General features: G+C 28.1%; 19 protein-coding genes and 1 tRNA gene. 12 read left to right on the top strand and 8 right to left on the bottom strand.

The window, feature by feature from the left end:
• Positions 1-279: 279 nt before the first annotated feature.
• The 8 genes from flgM to R5Z65_RS04290 all read left to right on the top strand — a co-directional run bounded on the left by flgM (position 280) and on the right by R5Z65_RS04290 (position 6,239).
• A complete protein-coding gene (gene flgM, locus R5Z65_RS04255) occupies positions 280-537 on the top strand; it encodes a flagellar biosynthesis anti-sigma factor FlgM (RefSeq protein WP_317367271.1) in 258 nt (85 codons plus the stop codon).
• Between the two features lie 13 nt (positions 538-550).
• Positions 551-1,048 (top strand): flagellar protein FlgN, encoded by a 498-nt coding sequence (locus R5Z65_RS04260; protein ID WP_317367272.1) that lies wholly within the window; start codon positions 551-553, stop codon positions 1,046-1,048.
• A gap of 24 nt (positions 1,049-1,072) precedes the next feature.
• The gene (flgK, locus tag R5Z65_RS04265) at positions 1,073-2,662 is read left to right on the top strand and encodes a flagellar hook-associated protein FlgK (RefSeq protein WP_317367273.1); all 1,590 of its coding nucleotides are present in this window, start codon (positions 1,073-1,075) and stop codon (positions 2,660-2,662) included.
• Between the two features lie 13 nt (positions 2,663-2,675).
• Complete coding sequence (flgK, locus tag R5Z65_RS04270) at positions 2,676-4,241, top strand: flagellar hook-associated protein FlgK (protein ID WP_317367274.1); 1,566 nt, start codon at positions 2,676-2,678, stop codon at positions 4,239-4,241.
• A gap of 11 nt (positions 4,242-4,252) precedes the next feature.
• Positions 4,253-5,278: a flagellar hook-associated protein FlgL gene (gene flgL, locus R5Z65_RS04275; protein WP_317367275.1), complete on the top strand. Its 1,026-nt coding sequence runs from the start codon at positions 4,253-4,255 to the stop codon at positions 5,276-5,278.
• A 171-nt stretch (positions 5,279-5,449) separates the two neighbouring features.
• Entirely contained in the window at positions 5,450-5,914 is a 465-nt protein-coding gene (locus R5Z65_RS04280; RefSeq protein ID WP_317367276.1) for a flagellar assembly protein FliW, read from the top strand.
• A gap of 1 nt (position 5,915) precedes the next feature.
• Positions 5,916-6,137: a carbon storage regulator CsrA gene (csrA, locus tag R5Z65_RS04285; protein ID WP_317367277.1), complete on the top strand. Its 222-nt coding sequence runs from the start codon at positions 5,916-5,918 to the stop codon at positions 6,135-6,137.
• 30 nt (positions 6,138-6,167) lie between these two features.
• Positions 6,168-6,239, top strand: a tRNA-Arg gene (locus tag R5Z65_RS04290).
• 29 nt (positions 6,240-6,268) lie between these two features.
• Here R5Z65_RS04290 and R5Z65_RS04295 read toward each other — a convergent pair.
• Positions 6,269-6,667, bottom strand: a complete 399-nt coding sequence (locus R5Z65_RS04295; protein WP_317367278.1) for a hypothetical protein — start codon at positions 6,665-6,667, stop codon at positions 6,269-6,271.
• A 284-nt stretch (positions 6,668-6,951) separates the two neighbouring features.
• Here R5Z65_RS04295 and R5Z65_RS04300 point away from each other — a divergent pair, with 284 nt between their 5' ends.
• Together R5Z65_RS04300 and R5Z65_RS04305 are read left to right on the top strand one after the other, a co-directional pair.
• Positions 6,952-8,058, top strand: coding sequence for an aminoglycoside phosphotransferase family protein (locus R5Z65_RS04300; RefSeq protein WP_317367279.1), 1,107 nt, complete (start codon positions 6,952-6,954; stop codon positions 8,056-8,058).
• A gap of 320 nt (positions 8,059-8,378) precedes the next feature.
• Positions 8,379-11,069 carry an alpha-mannosidase gene (locus tag R5Z65_RS04305; protein WP_317367280.1) on the top strand — a complete coding sequence of 897 codons (2,691 nt, stop codon included), beginning with the start codon at positions 8,379-8,381 and terminating at the stop codon, positions 11,067-11,069.
• A 175-nt stretch (positions 11,070-11,244) separates the two neighbouring features.
• Here the strand turns inward: R5Z65_RS04305 and pflA are convergent, their stop codons facing one another.
• From pflA to pflB, 4 genes are all read right to left on the bottom strand, one after another.
• Positions 11,245-12,006 (bottom strand): pyruvate formate-lyase-activating protein, encoded by a 762-nt coding sequence (gene pflA, locus R5Z65_RS04310; protein ID WP_317367281.1) that lies wholly within the window; start codon positions 12,004-12,006, stop codon positions 11,245-11,247.
• 2 nt (positions 12,007-12,008) lie between these two features.
• Entirely contained in the window at positions 12,009-12,248 is a 240-nt protein-coding gene (grcA3, locus tag R5Z65_RS04315; RefSeq protein WP_317367282.1) for an autonomous glycyl radical cofactor GrcA3, read from the bottom strand.
• Positions 12,249-12,426: 178 nt separating this feature from the next.
• Complete coding sequence (locus tag R5Z65_RS04320; RefSeq protein WP_317367283.1) at positions 12,427-12,630, bottom strand: hypothetical protein; 204 nt, start codon at positions 12,628-12,630, stop codon at positions 12,427-12,429.
• Positions 12,631-12,650: 20 nt separating this feature from the next.
• Positions 12,651-14,690, bottom strand: coding sequence for a formate C-acetyltransferase (pflB, locus tag R5Z65_RS04325; RefSeq protein ID WP_317367284.1), 2,040 nt, complete (start codon positions 14,688-14,690; stop codon positions 12,651-12,653).
• Between the two features lie 330 nt (positions 14,691-15,020).
• Here pflB and R5Z65_RS04330 point away from each other — a divergent pair, with 330 nt between their 5' ends.
• Together R5Z65_RS04330 and R5Z65_RS04335 are read left to right on the top strand one after the other, a co-directional pair.
• The gene (locus tag R5Z65_RS04330; RefSeq protein ID WP_317367285.1) at positions 15,021-16,349 is read left to right on the top strand and encodes a vWA domain-containing protein; all 1,329 of its coding nucleotides are present in this window, start codon (positions 15,021-15,023) and stop codon (positions 16,347-16,349) included.
• Between the two features lie 151 nt (positions 16,350-16,500).
• Positions 16,501-16,767, top strand: coding sequence for an AbrB/MazE/SpoVT family DNA-binding domain-containing protein (locus R5Z65_RS04335; protein WP_317367286.1), 267 nt, complete (start codon positions 16,501-16,503; stop codon positions 16,765-16,767).
• Between the two features lie 40 nt (positions 16,768-16,807).
• On the opposite strand, the gene R5Z65_RS04340 is transcribed toward R5Z65_RS04335, so the two are convergent.
• The 3 genes from R5Z65_RS04340 to R5Z65_RS04350 are packed head-to-tail and all read right to left on the bottom strand — an operon-like array spanning position 16,808 to position 18,432.
• Positions 16,808-17,854, bottom strand: coding sequence for a rhomboid family intramembrane serine protease (locus tag R5Z65_RS04340; RefSeq protein ID WP_317367287.1), 1,047 nt, complete (start codon positions 17,852-17,854; stop codon positions 16,808-16,810).
• Positions 17,855-17,892: 38 nt separating this feature from the next.
• Complete coding sequence (locus R5Z65_RS04345; RefSeq protein WP_317367289.1) at positions 17,893-18,138, bottom strand: pro-sigmaK processing inhibitor BofA family protein; 246 nt, start codon at positions 18,136-18,138, stop codon at positions 17,893-17,895.
• Positions 18,139-18,147: 9 nt separating this feature from the next.
• On the bottom strand, positions 18,148-18,432 hold the full coding sequence (locus tag R5Z65_RS04350; protein ID WP_317367290.1) for a DUF2508 family protein: 285 nt from the start codon (positions 18,430-18,432) through the stop codon (positions 18,148-18,150).
• Positions 18,433-18,527 lie beyond the last annotated feature (95 nt).

An 18,527-nucleotide genomic window follows, 5' to 3' on the forward strand; every position in this document is an offset into this window, starting at 1 on the left:
AACTTTATTAAGTATTTTTTGTTTATAAGTCTATATTAGTTTTAGAATTATATTTTTATATAAAATTTTATACTTTGTGTATTTTTATCGAACTTTGTAATTTCAAGGTTTGTGATTATTTTATATAAAAATTAATATTTATTAATTATTAAATATAGATTATAAAAAATATAAAAAGCTATTAATATTTTTATACATACATACGATATATAATAAAATAAGAATTTTATATTAAGTATAAAATGAAGGATATATATTATTAAAAGGAGGATTTATTATATGAAAATAACAAATTTATTTAATACAACTAATGTATATAGCAAATCGAAGATAAAAGATAAAAAATTAGAAACGACAAAAAAAGCTAATGATTCTTTTGTTGTATCCGATAAAGCTAGAGATTTTCAAACTGTTTTAAAAGCAGTATCTAATACCCCAGATTTGAGAGAAGAAAAAGTTAATAGTATAATAAAAAAAATGGAACAAGGTAATTACAATGTTTCTGCTGAAGATATAGCTAATAAGCTTTTAAAATAAAAGAGGTGATATTTTGGCAAGTCTTATAAAAGAACTTACAGAAACTCTTACAGAACAAAATAATATATATCAGTCTTTATTAGAGATTGCATCTAAAAAGAAAGTTGCTATTATAGAAAATAATATATCTAATTTACAAGAATTTTTAAAAGAAGAAAATATATTGGTAGGAAGAAATCAGAGATTAGATAAAAAAAGAATAGATATCTTTAAAGATATATCGGTTGTTTTAGGAAAAAATGAAAATTTATCTTTAAAAGACATTATAGATATTATGAAAGGTCAAGAAGGAGAAAAGGAACTTACAGAAATTAGAGAAAAATTATTAGAAGTTTTACCAAAATTAAAAGCTTTAAATGACCAAAACCAAGAACTAATAAAAATATCTATGGATTATGTTGATTTTTCTATGAATATCATTAGAGCTGGTGGAAATGTACCTACTTATTATGATTCTTTAGGCAATGAGATAAATGTGTCAGATAAAAAAATGTTTGATGCTAAACAATAAAATAAACAAAAAGGAGATAAAATTATGGCATCTATGTCTAGTATTAGTGTAGGGTTAAGTGGGCTTAGAGCAGCACAAGCAGGATTATCTGTAACAGGTCATAATGTGTCTAACTCTAGCGTAATAGGGTACACAAGACAACAAGCTATACAAAATGATTTTTCTTATAGAAATTTAGGGTCAAGTCCTGTTGGTAGTTTAAAAATGCAAGCTGGTCTTGGAACAAATGTTGCTCAAATAAGACAATTAAGAAATAAATTTTATGACAAGGCTTTTCGTGAAGAAAATAGCTTTGGAGGGTATTATTATAAAAAATATACAGCTGGAGAAGAAATAAATAACATTATAGGAGAGCTTCAAAGTGAATATAAAGCTCAAGATGTTATAGCAGATGTTTGGAACTCTCTTAATGAAATAAGCAAGGACCCAGGCGCTATAGAAACAAGGTCTTCATTTATTCAAAGTTGTGTAACGCTTTTAAATAAAATGCAAGATATTAATAAAAGTTTATTTGAGTACCAGTTAAATTTAAATCAACAAGTAAAAAAGGAAGTAGAAACTATAAATAATTTAACTTCTCAAATAGCAGAATTAAACAAGAGTATAGAACAAATAGAGGCAGATGGAAGCAGAGCTAATGATTTAAGAGATGCTAGAAATAATTTGTTAGACGAGCTTAGTGGTTATATAGATATTGAAATTAAGGAAACACCCGTAGGTAATGGTGGTGCTACTAGAATGGATATATTATTCCAAGGAAATGAGCTATTAGTTGGAAATATACAACAAAAAATAGGCCTTAAATATTGCAATGGGGATTATCCTTTTGTAGAGCCTGTTTTTACTAGTAGTAAAGACATATTACCAGCTAGTGATACATCTACACCACTTTTTCCTAATTTAGCACAAGAAGATTTGGGGACTAATTCTTCTAGTACAAAAGGTTCTTTAAAGGGTTTATTAGTTTCTAGAGGTGAAGTTATAGGAAATTTTGATATGAAAGATGACCAAATTGGGAATTTTTCTATACCGAATGTTCAAAAGAAAATTGATACTTTGGTACACGAGATGGTGACTTTATTAAATGAAAAAACTAAAAATGGTTTTGGGTTAGATGGTAATAAAGGGGTAGAAATATTTGTTAGAAAATCTGGTGCAGTAGGAAATGAAACACCAGGTAATTATGCTACATTATATACTCTTGATAACTTAAAAATAAATCCAGCACTATTAGAGGCAGATGGGTATAATAAATTAGGATTTTCTACAAAAGCTGGAGATGTAGGCGATAATTCAATAGTACTTGATATCTTAAACGAATGGAAAAAAGAAAGAGGTAATTTAGAAGGTGCTTCTATAGATGGGTATTACAAAAAAATTATAACAGATTTTGCTGTTAAGATACAAGAAGATAGAGAAAAGTTAGAATCTAAGCTAGGTGTAATAGACCTTGCTCAAAACAAAAGAGTTACTATATCAGGAGTTTCTTTAGATGAAGAGTTAAGTAATATGCTTAAGTTTCAACACGCATATAATTCTGCAGCTAAAATTATAAATGTAATAGATGGTATGATGGATAAGGTAATAAATGGAACAGGTAGAGTAGGAATATAATAGGAGGTAAAATATGGGCTCATCTTTTTTTGAATTTAATATAGCTACATCAGGACTTTTTGCAGCTAGAGCAGGATTAGAATTAACATCACATAATACAGCAAATGTTGCTACTCCTGGATATTCTAGACAATATATAAAACAAAAAGCAGGTATACCTTTAGATAGATATAGCGGTGTAGGTCAGGTTGGGACAGGTACAGTTGTTTACGGTATAGGACAACATAGAGATGTTTATTTGGACCAAAAATATTGGCCACAAATGAGTACACTTGGGGAATATAGCCAAAAGCAATCTCAATTAAGCCTTATGGAAGCATCTCTTAGTGAGATATCTAAAACAGGGTTAACTAATAATGTAAACGACTTTTTTAAATCTATATCAGATTTAGCTTTTACAGCTGATAGCTTAGAGTATAGACAATCTGTTATTAATACAGCTGATACATTGGTTACTAATATTAGAAACCACGCTACAAAGTTAAGACAACAACAAATAGATTTAAATGATGATGTGTATTCACTTGTTGAGCGTATTAATTCTATAGGTACACAAATTTCTAGCCTTAATGAGCAAATATACAAATATGAGTTAGATGGTAATACAGCTAATGAGCTTAGGGACCAAAGGGCTCTTTTAATAGACGAACTATCTAAATATGCAAATGTAGAAGTTAAGGAATATTCTGATAATAGTGGTAGAGAACTTGGAGATAAATATGTTGTATTATTAAATGGTAGCGAATTTGTAAACCATAATGAGTCTAGAAAATTAGAATGTGTTAGAAGAATAGGAACACAACCTATACACCCTAATGACCCACCAGGACTTTATGATGTTAAATGGTCAAATGGAGATGATTTAAACTTAAAAACTCTTACTGGAGAGCTAAAAGGAATATTAGACTTGCGTGATGGAGATAGTGGCGGACCTGGTGGAAACTATAAAGGTATACCTTATTATATAGGTAAATTAAATGAATTTGTAAGAACAATAGCATATGCTATGAACACAGGGAAAAGACTTTCAGATGACGCTGCATTAGAAGGTGTTATAGGCCATCAAGATGGATTTGATATGAATGGGGATAGAGGAGGTCTTTTATTTAGTATGATTGATTCTACAACAGGTAAAACAGTTACTACTATGAATAAGGCCGACTATGATAATATGGATGTATTTAATTTTGCAGTATCTGATGCTATAAAAGAAGACCCTAAAAAGCTTGCAATGTCAAACTCACCAGATAGTACGCAAGAAAGTAATAACAAGGTTGTACTTGGGTTTTTAAATCTTAAAGATAATGTATCTTTATTTGCAGAAGGTGGAGCATACCAGTTTGTTAATGCAATATCTGCAACACTTGGCATAGATACTAAACAAGCTAAAAACTTTACATCTTTTTACACAGATGTTACACAATCTATAGATAACCAAAGAAAACAAGTTTCTGCTGTTAGCATAAATGAAGAAATGTCAAATCTTGTTATGTACCAACATTTATACCAAGTATCATCAAAACTTATAAATGTTATTAACGAAATATACAATACAACAATAAATGGACTTGGAGTTTAGGAGGTTAAAATATGAGAGTAACAAATGGAATGATGTCTAATAGATTGTTAACTAATATTAATAGAAATTTATCTTTATTAGACAGATATAACACTCAAGGGGCAACAGGTAAAAAAATACAAGTTCCTTCTGATGACCCTATTATAGCTAGCCGTTCTTTAAAATTTAGAACAATGCTTTCTGAAGCAGAACAATATGCAAAAAATGCTTCTGATGCTACATCTTGGATAGATTCAACAGAAGTAGTTTTTGGTAATATTAACAAAATATTAACGGATATGAAAGGCTTAATGACTCAAGGGGCCAATGCTACATATACATTAGAGGATAGAAAAAAAATATTAACAGAATATTCTTCTTTACTAGAGCAGTTAGAACAAGAGCTTAATACCGATTATATGGGAAGAAATATATTTTCTGGTTTTAGAACAGATAAAAAGCCGATAGTAAAAGACCCTGCTACTGGTAAAAATGTATTGAATAAAGAGGTATATGGAGACCCTAATGCTGTACCACCTATAGATTCTATAGCAGGGCAACATATAGAGATACAGGTTGGTGCAGGCATAACAGTAAGTATAAATTCTCTTGCAACAGATGTATATACACAAGCAGATTTTAATTCGTTAAGAGGTGGAATAGCGCCTAATGGGCAAACACAATTTGATAGAATTTTAGACTTTTTAAACTCTCCAGCATATTCTAATATGCCGGAAGACCAAAAATTAGCTTGGGAAAAAGACCCTGCTAATGATATTAGAGGAATGATGGAACAAACTATAAAATCTATAGAAGATTACCAATCTAAGTTATCTACACAAGAAACAGATATAGGGATACGTTCTAAACGTGTTGAACTTGTACAAACTAGATTAGAAGATGATAAATTAAATTATAAAACGGTTATGAGCCAAAATGAAGATGTAAATATAGCAGAAGTTATGATGAATTTTAATACAGCAAATGCAGCTTATACAGCTTCATTAAATATAGGTATGAAAATTACACAAATAACATTAGCAGATTATTTAAGATAGTTACATTGTCCTTTTATCTATGATAAAAGGACAATATTTTTAAATAAAATTATATATAACTAAAAATTTTATTTTTAGTTTAAAAGGCATATTATATTTAATAAATTAAATAATAGATATGAAAGCCTATTATTAAATCCATATATAAAATAATTTTTAGAAGGTGTATATATGAAAATAAAAACAAAAATTTTTGGAGAAATAGATATAAATGACGATAAAGTCATATATTTTGAAAATGGGTTACCAGGATTTGAAAATTTAAAAAAATTTTTATTTATGACAGATGAAGATGAAAATAGCCCGTTTTGTTGGTTACAATCTATAGAAGATTTAGATATAGTATTTACTTTATTTGATGTATTTAGATTTTTACCAGACTATAATCCTATTGTAGAAATAGAAAGTTTTGATAAACTAGATAATGATACAGAGGATAGTTTGATGGTTTATTGTATAGCACATATACCAAATGATGTTAAAAATATGACTATAAACTTAAAAGCACCAGTAGTTATAAATGCAGATAATAATAAGGCTAATCAGTTTATATGTAGTAATGAAGAATATCCAATAAAATATTATATTTATAAAGAACTATTAAAAAATCACTCTAATGAAAGCGGTGGTGAATAATATGTTGGCATTAAGCAGAAAAAAAGGCGATTCTATAATTATAGATAATAACATAGAAATAGTTATAATAGATATTTGCAAGGACCAAGTAAAGATAGGTATAAAAGCACCAAAGAGTATACCTGTTTACAGAAAAGAAGTGTTTGAACAAATAACTAATGAAAATAAAGAAGCAGTATTAAATGTAAATGTAAAAGATATAAAAAAATTATTTGACATTTAAATATATTTAAATTATAATTTAAATATATTAGCCCTCATAGTTAAATGGATATAACAAGCCCCTCCTAAGGGCTAGTTGCTGGTTCGATTCCAACTGGGGGTGTAAAAAAAGTAGGCATTTAGCCTACTTTTTTAATTTCTAATACTATCTTTAATATCATTTTTTATATTGTTGTACATATTTTTTTCTTTATTATATATATTGTCAACATCTGAGGATATTTTTCCCTCAGTGTTTTTATTTTCGTTGCCTCTTATATTTTCAGCACCTTTCATACCATCGCCAAATCTATTATTACTAGATTTTTTATATCCGTTAGAATAATTTCTATCATAGGTATTATTATCTAGATTGTAATCTCTAGAGTTGTATTGATATCCATCAAATACACCATTTATATTATTAGATATAGATGAATTTGTTGTAGGTTCTGAGGTATTAGAATTAGAATTATCATTACTATTACCACAACCTGTAATTGATAAACCTGCTAAAATAAAAAATATAGGTAATAATTTATTAAATTTCATATATATATCTCCTTTAAGTATAAATTAATTTTATTTTTTGTATTATGGGAATATTGTTTGCAATTATTAAAATAATAATACTGAAATATAAAGTATTAAATGGATATAAAAGGAATAGTTATTATTTTTTAACAATAGCAATTAATAAAAGGGTATGTATTGACAATTATAGGTTATAATGGTATTATATAAGTTAAATACATAGTTTAGTGTTATAAAAATAAACAAAATCATATATTTATTATAAAAGTAAATGTAGATACCATTTAGCTATGGAGGATAATATGGATATAAAAGAGAAAGTAGAATTAGTTATAAAACAATTTGACTTACAAGGTGAAATAATAGGAAAAAGCACTTTAGAAAAAGGACATATTAATGATACTTTTTGTATTGAATATAGACTAGATAATAATATAATAAAAAGATACATTTTACAAAGAATAAATACAAATATATTTAAAAATGTAGATGAATTAATGGAAAATGTTTTTAATGTTACATCTCATCTTAAAAAGAAAATATTAGAAAATAGTGGAGATGTAGAAAGAGAAACATTAAGTATTATAAAAACAAGAGATGGAAAAAATTACTACAAAAGTGATGAAGGAGATTATTGGCGAGTTTATAATTTTGTAGAAGATACTATTACATATGATTTGGTAGAAAATGTACAAGATTTTTATGAAAGTGCAGTTGCTTTTGGTAATTTCCAGATGCTTTTATCAGATTTTCCAGCAAATACGCTTTACGAAACTATTCCAAATTTTCATAATACAGTAGATAGGCTAGATAAATTAAAAGAGGCAATAAAAAATGATGTTGTTGGTAGAGTAAAAGATGTTAAAGATGAAATAGACTTTGTTTTAGATAGAGAAAAAGATTGTCATATTATATGCGATTTATTAAATAAAAATGAAATACCTCTTAGAGTTACACATAACGATACAAAGCTTAACAACATTTTGATAGATACTAAAACAAAAAAAGCTATATGTGTTATAGATTTAGACACAGTTATGCCAGGTACAGTTTTAAATGATTTTGGAGATTCTATAAGGTTTGGTGCAAGTACTGCTTTAGAAGATGAGAAAGATTTATCTAAAGTAGAATGTAGTATGGAGCTTTTTGAAGCATATACTAAAGGTTTTATAGAAGGAACAAAAGGTAAACTTACAGACAAAGAAAAAGAAATGCTACCTATGGGGTCTAAATTAATGACTTTAGAGTGTGGCATAAGGTTTCTAACAGATTATTTACAAGGAGATACATACTTTAAAATAAGTAGAGAAGGACATAATTTAGATAGAGCTAGAACACAGTTTAAACTTGTTTTGGATATGGAAAATAAATGGCAACAAATGATAGATATAACTAAAAAATATTCTTAATAATCAATTTTTTGAATACTTTATATTCAAAAACAGATATACCTATATATTTTTATTCCTAAAAATTAATACAAACACCTGTATATAATTTTTTCTTTAAAAATATAAGTTATATCTTAATTGATATTAATAAAAATAGCCCAATTATTATTTATATAATAATTGGGCTATTTTTGGTTAAAACTAAATTATAACTTATTATACTTTGTGTTTAAGAAAGATATTATTTATTTGACATAAAATTGATATTTTTATATAATATACCTAAAGATAGATATAGTCTATTTTTATAAAATAAAGATATAAATAGGAGGTAAAATATGAAAAAGGCACACATTATTTCACATAGTCATTGGGACAGAGAGTGGTATTTACCATATGAAAAACATCATATGTTATTAATAGAATTTTTTGATACATTAATAGATACATTGGAAAATGATAAGGATTATAAAAGTTTCCATTTAGATGGGCAAACTTTATTAATAGAAGACTACTTACAAGTTAGACCAGAAAATAAAGATAGGTTAAAAAAATTAATACAAGAAAAAAGAATACACGTTGGCCCTTGGTTTATTTTACAAGATGAGTTTTTAACAAGCAGTGAAGCAAATGTTAGAAATATGCAAATAGGACATCAATTAGCTAGAGAATACGGAGAGGTATGTAAAGTAGGATATTTTCCAGATTCCTTTGGTAATATGGGACAAGCACCTCAAATGCTTAAAAAAGCAGGGATAGACACAGCTGTTTTTGGTAGAGGTGTTAAGCCAACAGGATTTAACAATCAAGTTGGAGATAGCGATACTTATGAATCTCCATATTCTGAAATGTATTGGAAATCAGAAGATGGGTCATCTGTTTTAGGTATACTTTTTGCAAACTGGTATAGTAATGGTATACACGTTCCAACAGATGAGGAAGAAGCTAAAGAATATTGGGCTAAAAAATTAGAAGAGGCATCTAGGTATGCTAGTACATCTCATTTATTATTTATGAACGGTTGTGACCACCAACCAGTGCAAACAGATTTATCTAAAGCTATAGAAACAGCCAAAAAAGTATATCCAGATGTAGAGTTTATACACTCTAATTTTGAAGATTATATTAAAGCTTTAAATACAGAGCTAAGAGAAGATATGGCAACTATTACAGGGGAGCTTAGAAGCCAACAAACAAATGGTTGGTATACACTTGCAAATACTGCATCTTCTCGTATATATATAAAACAAATGAATGCTAAATGCCAAATGTTATTTGAAAAAGTAGCAGAGCCTTTAGCTACTATGGCTTATGCTAATGGCAAAGAATATCCACATCATTTATTTAAATATGGTTGGAAACTTTTAATGGAAAATCACCCACACGACAGTATTTGTGGTTGTAGCGTTGATGACGTTCATAGAGAAATGGTAACAAGATTTGAAAAGGCTGAAAATGTAGCCAAGCATATAATAGATGAAAGCCTTGCTTACTTAAAATCTAAAGTTAACACTAAAAATTTTGAAAATATAAGTAAAGATGCTATACCATTTATTGTTACAAATACAAGTGCTGACAAACGTTCTGGTGTTGTAGAAATAGATGTAGAAGTAGTTAAAAAATACTTTAAAGAAGGTTTCCCTGCTATAATTAAAGAGTTAAATGATATGGAATTACCTACTTATAAAGTTGTAAATGCTAATGGAGAAGAAGTAAATGCAAAAGTAGAGGTTATACCTAACTACTTTAACTATGATTTACCAAAAGATAAATTTAGGGACCCATATATTGCAAAAAGAGTTAAAGTAACTTTAGAAGTTACAGATATGAAATCATTTAGTTTTGAAAGTTTTGCACTTATACCTAACCAACAAAACAAACCTAGTAACCAATATATGGTTAAAGAAAATAATAAAATAGACACACCTTTCTATGAGGTAAACTTTAATGAAGATGGTAGCTTTAACCTTTTAGATAAAGCTAATAACAAAAATTGGAATAGCTTAGGTGTATTTGAAGATTGTGGCGATATAGGTAACGAATATATTTATTTTATGCCAGTGGGAGAAAAACCAATTACTACAAAAGGTGTAAATGCTAAAGTAGAAATAATAGAAAATGAGCCTTATAGAGTTGTTGTAGGCGTTACACATACAATGAAAGTTCCTAAAAAAGCTAATGAAACTTTAGATAAAGAAATACAAGACCTTGTAGAGTTTAAAAATAGAAAAGCTCAGAGGGTAGATGAGTTAATAGAACAAGTTATAACTGTGAAATATACATTTGAAAAATCAAATCCAGTTATTAAGGCAGTAGCTAACTTTAATAATCAAGCATTAGACCATAGAATAAGAGTTTTATTTGAAACTAACTTAGATACTCCACATCATTATGCAGATTCTATATTTGAAGTAGCAAAAAGAGATAATACACCAGATAAGGCTTGGGAAAATCCTTGCAATGCCCAACATCAACAAGCATTTATTAATGTTCATACAGATGAATGTGGATTAACTATTGCTAATAAAGGCTTAAATGAATATGAAATATTAAGAGATGGTAAAAATACTATTGCTGTTACTATCCATAGGGGTACAAGAGAGCTTGGTGACTGGGGTGTATTCTTAACACCAGAAGCACAATGTTTAGGGGAAAGACAAGTAGAATTTGCTATTATTCCTCATAGTAAAGATAAAGATGTTTATAAATCTTACAAATTAGCTTATCAGTACCAAATAGATTGGACTTATGCACAAACTTGTTTACAAGAAGGTACTCTTAATAGTGGGTATCAGTTATTAGATACAAGTCATTTAGAAGTAGCTAACTCTGCTCTTAAATTAAGCTATGATAGTAAATATATTGTTACTAGATGGTTTAACCTTGCAACAGATGATGCTAATTTACAAATAAATACAGATATGAATATTTTTGAATTAGATTTATTAGAAGAAAAAGAAATAAGACAATTAAGCAATGATATTAAACTTGGTAAAAAAGAAATAATTACTTTAGGGTTAAGAAAATAAAACTTATTAATATAATTAAAAAAGCTAATATACATAGTATATTAGCTTTTTTAATTATATTAAGATATTACCTATATTTTTAAAGTAAAAATTATATACGGGTTTTTGTATTAACTTTTATTGGTAAAATTAATAGGAATATCTGTTTTGAATACAAAGTATTCAAAAAATTGATTTATACAGCTTTTAGCTCATTTCTTTTATCTTTTATTCCTTTTAGGATAATTTCTCTAGCTTTTATAGCATCATCTTTTTTAAGGGCAGGTGTACCTTTTAAAGGATATTCTACGCCAATGCTCTCATATTTTACCTCGCCCATTTCGTGATAAGGTAAAACATCTAAAGCTTTAACATTTTTAAGCTCACCTATAAAAAGGCCTAGTTCATATAAATATTTTTCATTAAATGTATACCCGTCTACAACAACGTGTCTAACCCAAATAGGTTGGTTTTTATCGCTTAAATATTTAGCAAAATTTAAAACATTTGTATTAGGTAGAGAGCATAGTTTTTTATGTTCTTCATTATTTATATGCTTTAAATCTAAAAGGATTAAATCTGTAACAGATAAAAGTTTATCCATTTTTTCTATTATTTTTTCGTTACTTTGGTCAAAAACAATTCCTGAGGTATCTAAGCAAGTATGAATATTTTTGGCTTTAGCCTTTTCAAAAAGTTCAGTTACAAAATCAATTTGAAGAAGAGGCTCACCGCCTGTAACGGTAAGACCTCCATCTTTATAATAACTTTTTGTTAAATCATATTGAGCTAGTATTTCATCTGCAGTCATTTTTTTTGTACTTTTATTAACCTCCCAAGTATCAGGATTGTGGCAATAAAGACAACGTAGTGGGCAACCTTGTGTAAATACAACAAATCTAACACCAGGTCCATCTACTGTACCAAAGCTTTCTGTAGAGTGAATATAGCCTTCCATAATTACATCGCTTTATGGAATGTTCTGTTGATTACGTCGTCTTGTTGTTCTTTAGTAAGTTTGATAAAGTTTACAGCGTAACCAGAAACACGGATTGTTAATTGTGGATATTTTTCAGGATGAGCTTGAGCATCTAATAAAGTTTCTTTAGAGAAAACGTTTACGTTAAGGTGGTGTCCACCGTGCTCAGCATATCCATCTAACATTGCTACTAAATTATCTACTTGTTGACTATTTGACATAATAAAATCCTCCTAAATTATATAAAATTTTTATTAGTTGAGTGTAAACACTCAAAATTTAGCTATATATAAAATTTATTAGCTAACAAAATTAATATAAATGGGATATAATTTTAAAATTATATCTTACTTATTATATCCCATTTAATAATAAATACTTATTAAATAAAGTTAATAATTATTTATCTTCTTCTACACCTTCAAACAGAGTGGGTACTCTACAAGCCATATTGCCAGAACAACAATCTGAGCTATTGGCTATATCAACTTTTTTTGAATTAATATCATTGCCATTTACTTCAATATTCATATGGCCACCATCTTTAGTAATAAATTTATCAAGCATAGCAATTATATCATCAATTCTTTTATCATTATCCATAATAACACCTTCTAGGCTAATTATTTATCAAGCTCTATATCTAAATCTCCAACAAATACTTGGTCTTCTTTACCAAGAGCACCAGGTATAATAGAGAATGTATTAGATATACCATCTTGAGCGTCCATAAATGGTAATTTTGCAACAGAAGCTAAACTTGCAACAGCACCGTGGCTATCACGACCGTGCATTGGGTTAGCACCAGGAGCAAAAGGTTCGCCAGCTTTTCTACCACAAGGAGTAGAACCAGTAGCTTTACCATAAACAACGTTTGATGTAATAGTTAAGATAGATGTAGTAGGGATACCTTCTCTATAAGTTTGGTTCATTCTTACATATTCCATAAATGTATGAACAAGCTCAACAGCAATACTATCTACTCTATCATCATTGTTACCATATTTAGGGAAATCACCTTCAACTTCGTAGTCAACAGCAATACCATTTTCATCTCTAATAGCCTTAACTTTAGCATATTTTATAGCAGATAATGAGTCTGCCACAACTGAAAGACCAGCTATACCAGTTGCAAACCAACGTGTAACGTGTCTATCGTGTAATGCCATTTGAAGTCTTTCATAGCAGTATTTATCGTGCATATAATGAATAACATTTAATGTATTTACATAAACACTAGCAAGCCATTTCATCATATCTTTATATCTTGGCATAACTTCATCATATGTTAAATATTCGTCAGTAATAGGTCTAAATTTAGGACCAATTTGAGTTTTCTTAATTTCATCAACACCACCGTTGATAGCGTAAAGTAAACATTTAGCGAGGTTGGCACGAGCACCAAAGAATTGCATTTCTTTACCAACTCTCATAGAAGATACACAACAAGCGATGGCATAGTCATCACCGTGAGTAATCCTCATAAGGTCATCATTTTCATATTGGATAGAAGATGATGCGATAGAAGTTTTAGCACAGAATCTTTTAAAGCCTTCTGGTAATTTTACAGACCAAAGAACAGTTAAGTTTGGTTCTGGAGCAGTACCTAAGTTATTAAGAGTGTGTAAATATCTAAATGACATTTTTGTAACAAGAGGTCTACCATCTAAGCCAATACCAGCAATAGATTCTGTTACCCAAGTAGGGTCACCAGAGAATAATTGGTTATATTCTGGAGTACGAGCAAATTTAACAAGTCTTAATTTCATAATGAAATGGTCAACAAATTCTTGTATTTGCTCTTCAGTATATTTACCAGCTTTTAAATCTCTTTCTGCATATATATCAATAAATGTAGATGTACGGCCAAGAGACATAGCAGCACCGTTTTGTTCTTTAATAGCTGCTAAGTAAGCAAGGTACATCCATTGGATAGCTTCTTTAACATCACTTGCAGGTCTTGAAATATCAAAACCATATATTTCACCTAATTTTTTAAGTTCTCCAAGAGCTCTAATTTGTTCAGATAATTCTTCTCTATCACGAATAATATCTGCACACATTATAACACCAGTAGAACGTTTTTGAGCTTGTTTATCTTCGATAAGTCTATCTACACCGTATAAAGCAACTCTTCTGTAATCTCCAATGATACGGCCACGGCCATAAGCATCTGGAAGACCAGTAATGATTTTGCTTGAACGACAAGCTTTCATTTCGTCAGTGTAAGCATCAAAAACACCAGCATTATGAGTTTTTCTGTGAGTAGTGAAAAATTCGCTAATTTCTGGGTCTACAGTATATCCATAAGCAGCACAAGAGCTTTCAGCCATTCTTATACCACCATAAGGCTGTAAAGAACGTTTAAAAGGCTTTTCTGTTTGGAAACCAACAATAGTTTCTTTATCTTTATCTAAATAACCAGCATCGTGAGATGTTATAGTAGATACAACTTTTGTATCCATATCTAAAACACCACCAGCTTCACGCTCTTGCTTTGTAAGGTCCATAACTTGTGCCCAAAGCTCAGTAGTATTTTGAGTAGGACCAACTAAGAAGCTATCATCACCTTCATAAGGTGTGTAGTTTCTTTGGATAAAGTCTCTTACGTTAACTTCTTTTTGCCAGCTACCACCAACAAAATTATTCCATTCAGTGTTCATTAAGTATTCACCCCTAAATAACATATTAAATTAATTGGTAAAAGTATATTAAATTCATATTATATAATATATTTTTGTATAAATCAAGATATATATGTATTAATTTAGTTAAATTTTTTTTTGTTTTTCCATATTTTTTTTAAGCAAATTCAACAATATTTTTAAGGCTATATTTAAAGGATTATAAGAGATATATTTTATAGCTAATAGGCTTTATTATAACTATTTATTAACTTAAATATATAAAATATATGTAACAAAAATTTACATATTTAATACTATATTATTAGGACAAACAATGTCCTTAATAATATTAAAAGGAGAGTTTTTATGGGATTAAATATTTCTAATAAAGTAATAGATAAAAATACAATTGAGTGTGGAGAAGATTTTTTTGTAACACTTTCTTTATCTGCATCTCCAGATATTAAAAGCAACCCAGCAGATATTGTTTTAATGCTAGATAGGTCTAGCAGTATGGGAGGAGTACCATTAGAAGAGGCTAAATTAGGTGCAAAATCATTTATAGATATTATTGCAAAATCAACAGATGGAACACAAGGAGAAATAGGTAATTGTAGCAAAATAGGTATGGTAAGTTTTTCTACAATAGCTACAAAAGATTTGCCTCTTACAACTAGTGTTGCAGATTTAAACTTGGCTATTGATGCTTTAGGAGCTGGAGGTAATACAAACCACTCAGATGCCTTTAAAAAAGCTAGAGAATTGTTTGACCCACAGTCACAAAATAATAAAGTAATTGTTATGTTTACAGATGGAAATACAACAGTAGGGTCAGACCCAAGTTTAGAAGCAAAAGCTGCAAGAGATGAGGGAATCATTGTTTACTGTATAGGATTAGGCTCAGATATAGATGCAGATGCATTAAATGATTGGGCAACAGACCCAGATAGTACTCACGTTAGTATTGCTCCAAACCCAGAAGATTTAAAACAAATATTTGAAAACCTTGCAGTAAATATATCTAAGCCAGGTGCTACCAATATTGTTATAGAAGAATTTTTAAATGAAGAATTTAATATAGTAGAAGTTTTATCGCCTACTAGTGGAAATGCTACTTTAATAAATAATAATGTATTAAAATGGACAATACCAGAGCTTGGTAAAACATCTAATGAAGGTACATCTTTAAAATTTAGAGTAGAATATGTAGGAAATTCATCAGGCGTTTTTCCAGTTAATAAAACGATACAATATACAGATAATGAGGGTAATATTGCTAATTTTGCAAATCCAGAAATAACTATAAACTGTACACAAGTAATACCTGTAAATCCTTGCCCTACACCTAGAAATATAACTTTTAATGGTTGTCAGGAATATATAGAATATGATTTAGGTAATTATACATTAAGCGATTTAGGCCGTATATTAGAGCTTAGCTTAACTATTAAAAATATTTGTCCAAATAAAAGGGTTGCAGTAGCTATTACTTTAAATGAGGTAGATGACCAAGGCTTAGAAACTAAGCGAGGAATGAAAGTGATACGCGTACCAGCACATAGTAGCATTGTATGTGAAGATGTAAAGCTTACTAATATTAAATTTGTTTTACCAGAAGAAAATGGACAATTGGGTAAAAGAAAATTTGTAGCAAGTGTTATTTTAAATTATATAGACAATAACCAAGCTTGCTAATAAAAATCTTTATTTAAGTATATATCTTACCAATAAATGTAAAAAAATGTAGAAAAATGTATAATATTGACATATAGATAAAAATATATTAATATATAGTAAACAAAGAAGTGGTAAAATATTTGATTATAAATAGCTTAGGAGGGTTAAAATGAAATCTACGGGGATTGTTAGACAATTAGATGAACTTGGAAGAATAGTACTGCCAAAAGAATTGAGAGAAAATTTTAATTTAGGATATAAAGACGCTTTAGAAATTTTTGTAGAAGACGATAAAGTTATACTTAGAAAATATCAGCCAGGAGATATTTTTGATAATAATATGGCAGATTTACTAGAATATAAAGGAAAAAAAGTTTCAATAGAAACAATTAAAAATTTAGTAGAAATAGCAAAAGAGTCGGGATATAAAGTATAGGTTATAGTTTAAATAAAAGAATAAAAAATAGTAGGTTATGTTAATATAACCTACTATTTTTTATTCTTTTATAGTATAAATTGTAATATAAAAAGCAAATAATAATACCCATTAAAAATCCACCTATATGGCCAGCGTTGTCTATATTAGGGATTGGAAAGCTAATCAATATACTAACTATTGAAAATATCGCAATAGTATAATAATCTAAACCATCAAGTGTAATTTTTTCTTTAGTACTAAAATATAGTATAGCACTTTCTATTGCAAATATAGCCCCACTAGCCCCAACGGAGTAATTTTTTGTAAATATTGTACTAAAAATACCACTAAAAAGCCCACCTAGTATAAATGTTAATAAAAAGATTGTTTTACCCAGGTATTTTTCCATTCTTGTTCCAAATATATATAAGCTTAAAATATTAGATATTAAATGTGTTAAATCTGAATGTATAAATAAAAAGGTTATAAGCCTATAATATTCTTTATCTTTTAAAATACTAGGTGATACACCATATTTATATATAATATAATCTCTATTAAAAATAGTAGATATACCTATAACAATATGTATAAGAGTGATGACAAAAACTAGAGCATATGTAAAATATGTATTTTTTGATAAGATATACTTTTTATTTTTACATTTTATATTTTTTACATTATTGTCTATAGAAAGATTTATATATTTTTCTATGTTTAAAAGTTTTGTAGGTTGGTTAGATTTTATTATTAATTTTTTAGTTATTAAATTTACCCCCCATACAATGTTTATAACTTTATTATCCAGATTTAGCTCACAATTTAAATAATCTAAATCATCGTTTAAAAAATGTTCGCCTACTAAGATTTTTACTAAGAAAATTTTATTTAAGTTAAATCTTTTTAGTAAATAGTTAGCATTTTGTTCTATAACACTAAATATATCTGTATATTTAGGAGTATCATTTAACATAGGTATAATTAAATATCCATTAGTACCTATATTTTTAAAGTAAATATCATTATTTGACGTTTTGTTTTCTATTTTAAAAAAGTCATTATTTAATAAATACTTATCAAAGTTTGATAAAAAAATTAAATTCATTATTAGTACCTCATAAAGTTTTTCTTATGTTTTGTATTTTATAATAATATTTGTAATATGTAAAGGCAAATTATTCCTGGTATACCTAAAATACCAGAGAAAATGCCTGTAAATAGGTTTATATTTACATAAACACCAGTTGATTTTAGCATAATATTAGCGATAAAAATAATAGTTATAGATAGTAGTGTACTAAACAAACATTTTAATAAAGATTTATTAGAAAGTAATAAAGTAATAAAAAGTAGACCTAATATTATATAAATAAAATTATCTGATGACATAATAACCTCCTATGAAGCAGGGAATTTTTGTAGTATTTGAGGAAAATTTATAACAATTTCTTTTTTCTTACTAAGCTTTAAAAAGTAATCGTATCTTTTTTGTAATGATATTATTTCATATATAATACTATCTATTAATGTATCATCACTTGTAAAGTTTAGGCACATTTCTGCATATTCTAGTTTAATTTTAATATCTTGTAAAAAATATATAATTTCTGTAGCTTCGCTATCTAAAGCATTTGTTGTTTTTAATAGATTTTTTCCTTTTTTTAATAATAACAAACTTTCCATTTATTTACCTCCATAATATTTATATTAATACGATGACTTTAATAATATTAATATAGTCAAAATTTTACTTTTTTATTCTAAAAAATAGTAATTAG

Source organism: uncultured Tyzzerella sp. (assembly GCF_963558545.1).
GTDB lineage: Bacteria > Bacillota > Clostridia > Lachnospirales > CAG-274 > Tyzzerella.

Bases quoted from the DNA above. Each gene is read 5' to 3' on its own strand.
- flgM (WP_317367271.1), top strand. From the start codon at position 280: ATGAAAATAACAAATTTATTTAATACAACTAATGTATATAGCAAATCG.
- flgK (WP_317367273.1), top strand. From the start codon at position 1,073: ATGGCATCTATGTCTAGTATTAGTGTAGGGTTAAGTGGGCTTAGAGCA.
- flgK (WP_317367274.1), top strand. From the start codon at position 2,676: ATGGGCTCATCTTTTTTTGAATTTAATATAGCTACATCAGGACTTTTT.
- flgL (WP_317367275.1), top strand. From the start codon at position 4,253: ATGAGAGTAACAAATGGAATGATGTCTAATAGATTGTTAACTAATATT.
- R5Z65_RS04280 (WP_317367276.1), top strand. From the start codon at position 5,450: ATGAAAATAAAAACAAAAATTTTTGGAGAAATAGATATAAATGACGAT.
- csrA (WP_317367277.1), top strand. From the start codon at position 5,916: ATGTTGGCATTAAGCAGAAAAAAAGGCGATTCTATAATTATAGATAAT.
- R5Z65_RS04295 (WP_317367278.1), bottom strand. From the start codon at position 6,667: ATGAAATTTAATAAATTATTACCTATATTTTTTATTTTAGCAGGTTTA.
- R5Z65_RS04300 (WP_317367279.1), top strand. From the start codon at position 6,952: ATGGATATAAAAGAGAAAGTAGAATTAGTTATAAAACAATTTGACTTA.
- R5Z65_RS04305 (WP_317367280.1), top strand. From the start codon at position 8,379: ATGAAAAAGGCACACATTATTTCACATAGTCATTGGGACAGAGAGTGG.
- pflA (WP_317367281.1), bottom strand. From the start codon at position 12,006: ATGGAAGGCTATATTCACTCTACAGAAAGCTTTGGTACAGTAGATGGA.
- grcA3 (WP_317367282.1), bottom strand. From the start codon at position 12,248: ATGTCAAATAGTCAACAAGTAGATAATTTAGTAGCAATGTTAGATGGA.
- R5Z65_RS04320 (WP_317367283.1), bottom strand. From the start codon at position 12,630: ATGGATAATGATAAAAGAATTGATGATATAATTGCTATGCTTGATAAA.
- pflB (WP_317367284.1), bottom strand. From the start codon at position 14,690: ATGAACACTGAATGGAATAATTTTGTTGGTGGTAGCTGGCAAAAAGAA.
- R5Z65_RS04330 (WP_317367285.1), top strand. From the start codon at position 15,021: ATGGGATTAAATATTTCTAATAAAGTAATAGATAAAAATACAATTGAG.
- R5Z65_RS04335 (WP_317367286.1), top strand. From the start codon at position 16,501: ATGAAATCTACGGGGATTGTTAGACAATTAGATGAACTTGGAAGAATA.
- R5Z65_RS04340 (WP_317367287.1), bottom strand. From the start codon at position 17,854: ATGAATTTAATTTTTTTATCAAACTTTGATAAGTATTTATTAAATAAT.
- R5Z65_RS04345 (WP_317367289.1), bottom strand. From the start codon at position 18,138: ATGTCATCAGATAATTTTATTTATATAATATTAGGTCTACTTTTTATT.
- R5Z65_RS04350 (WP_317367290.1), bottom strand. From the start codon at position 18,432: ATGGAAAGTTTGTTATTATTAAAAAAAGGAAAAAATCTATTAAAAACA.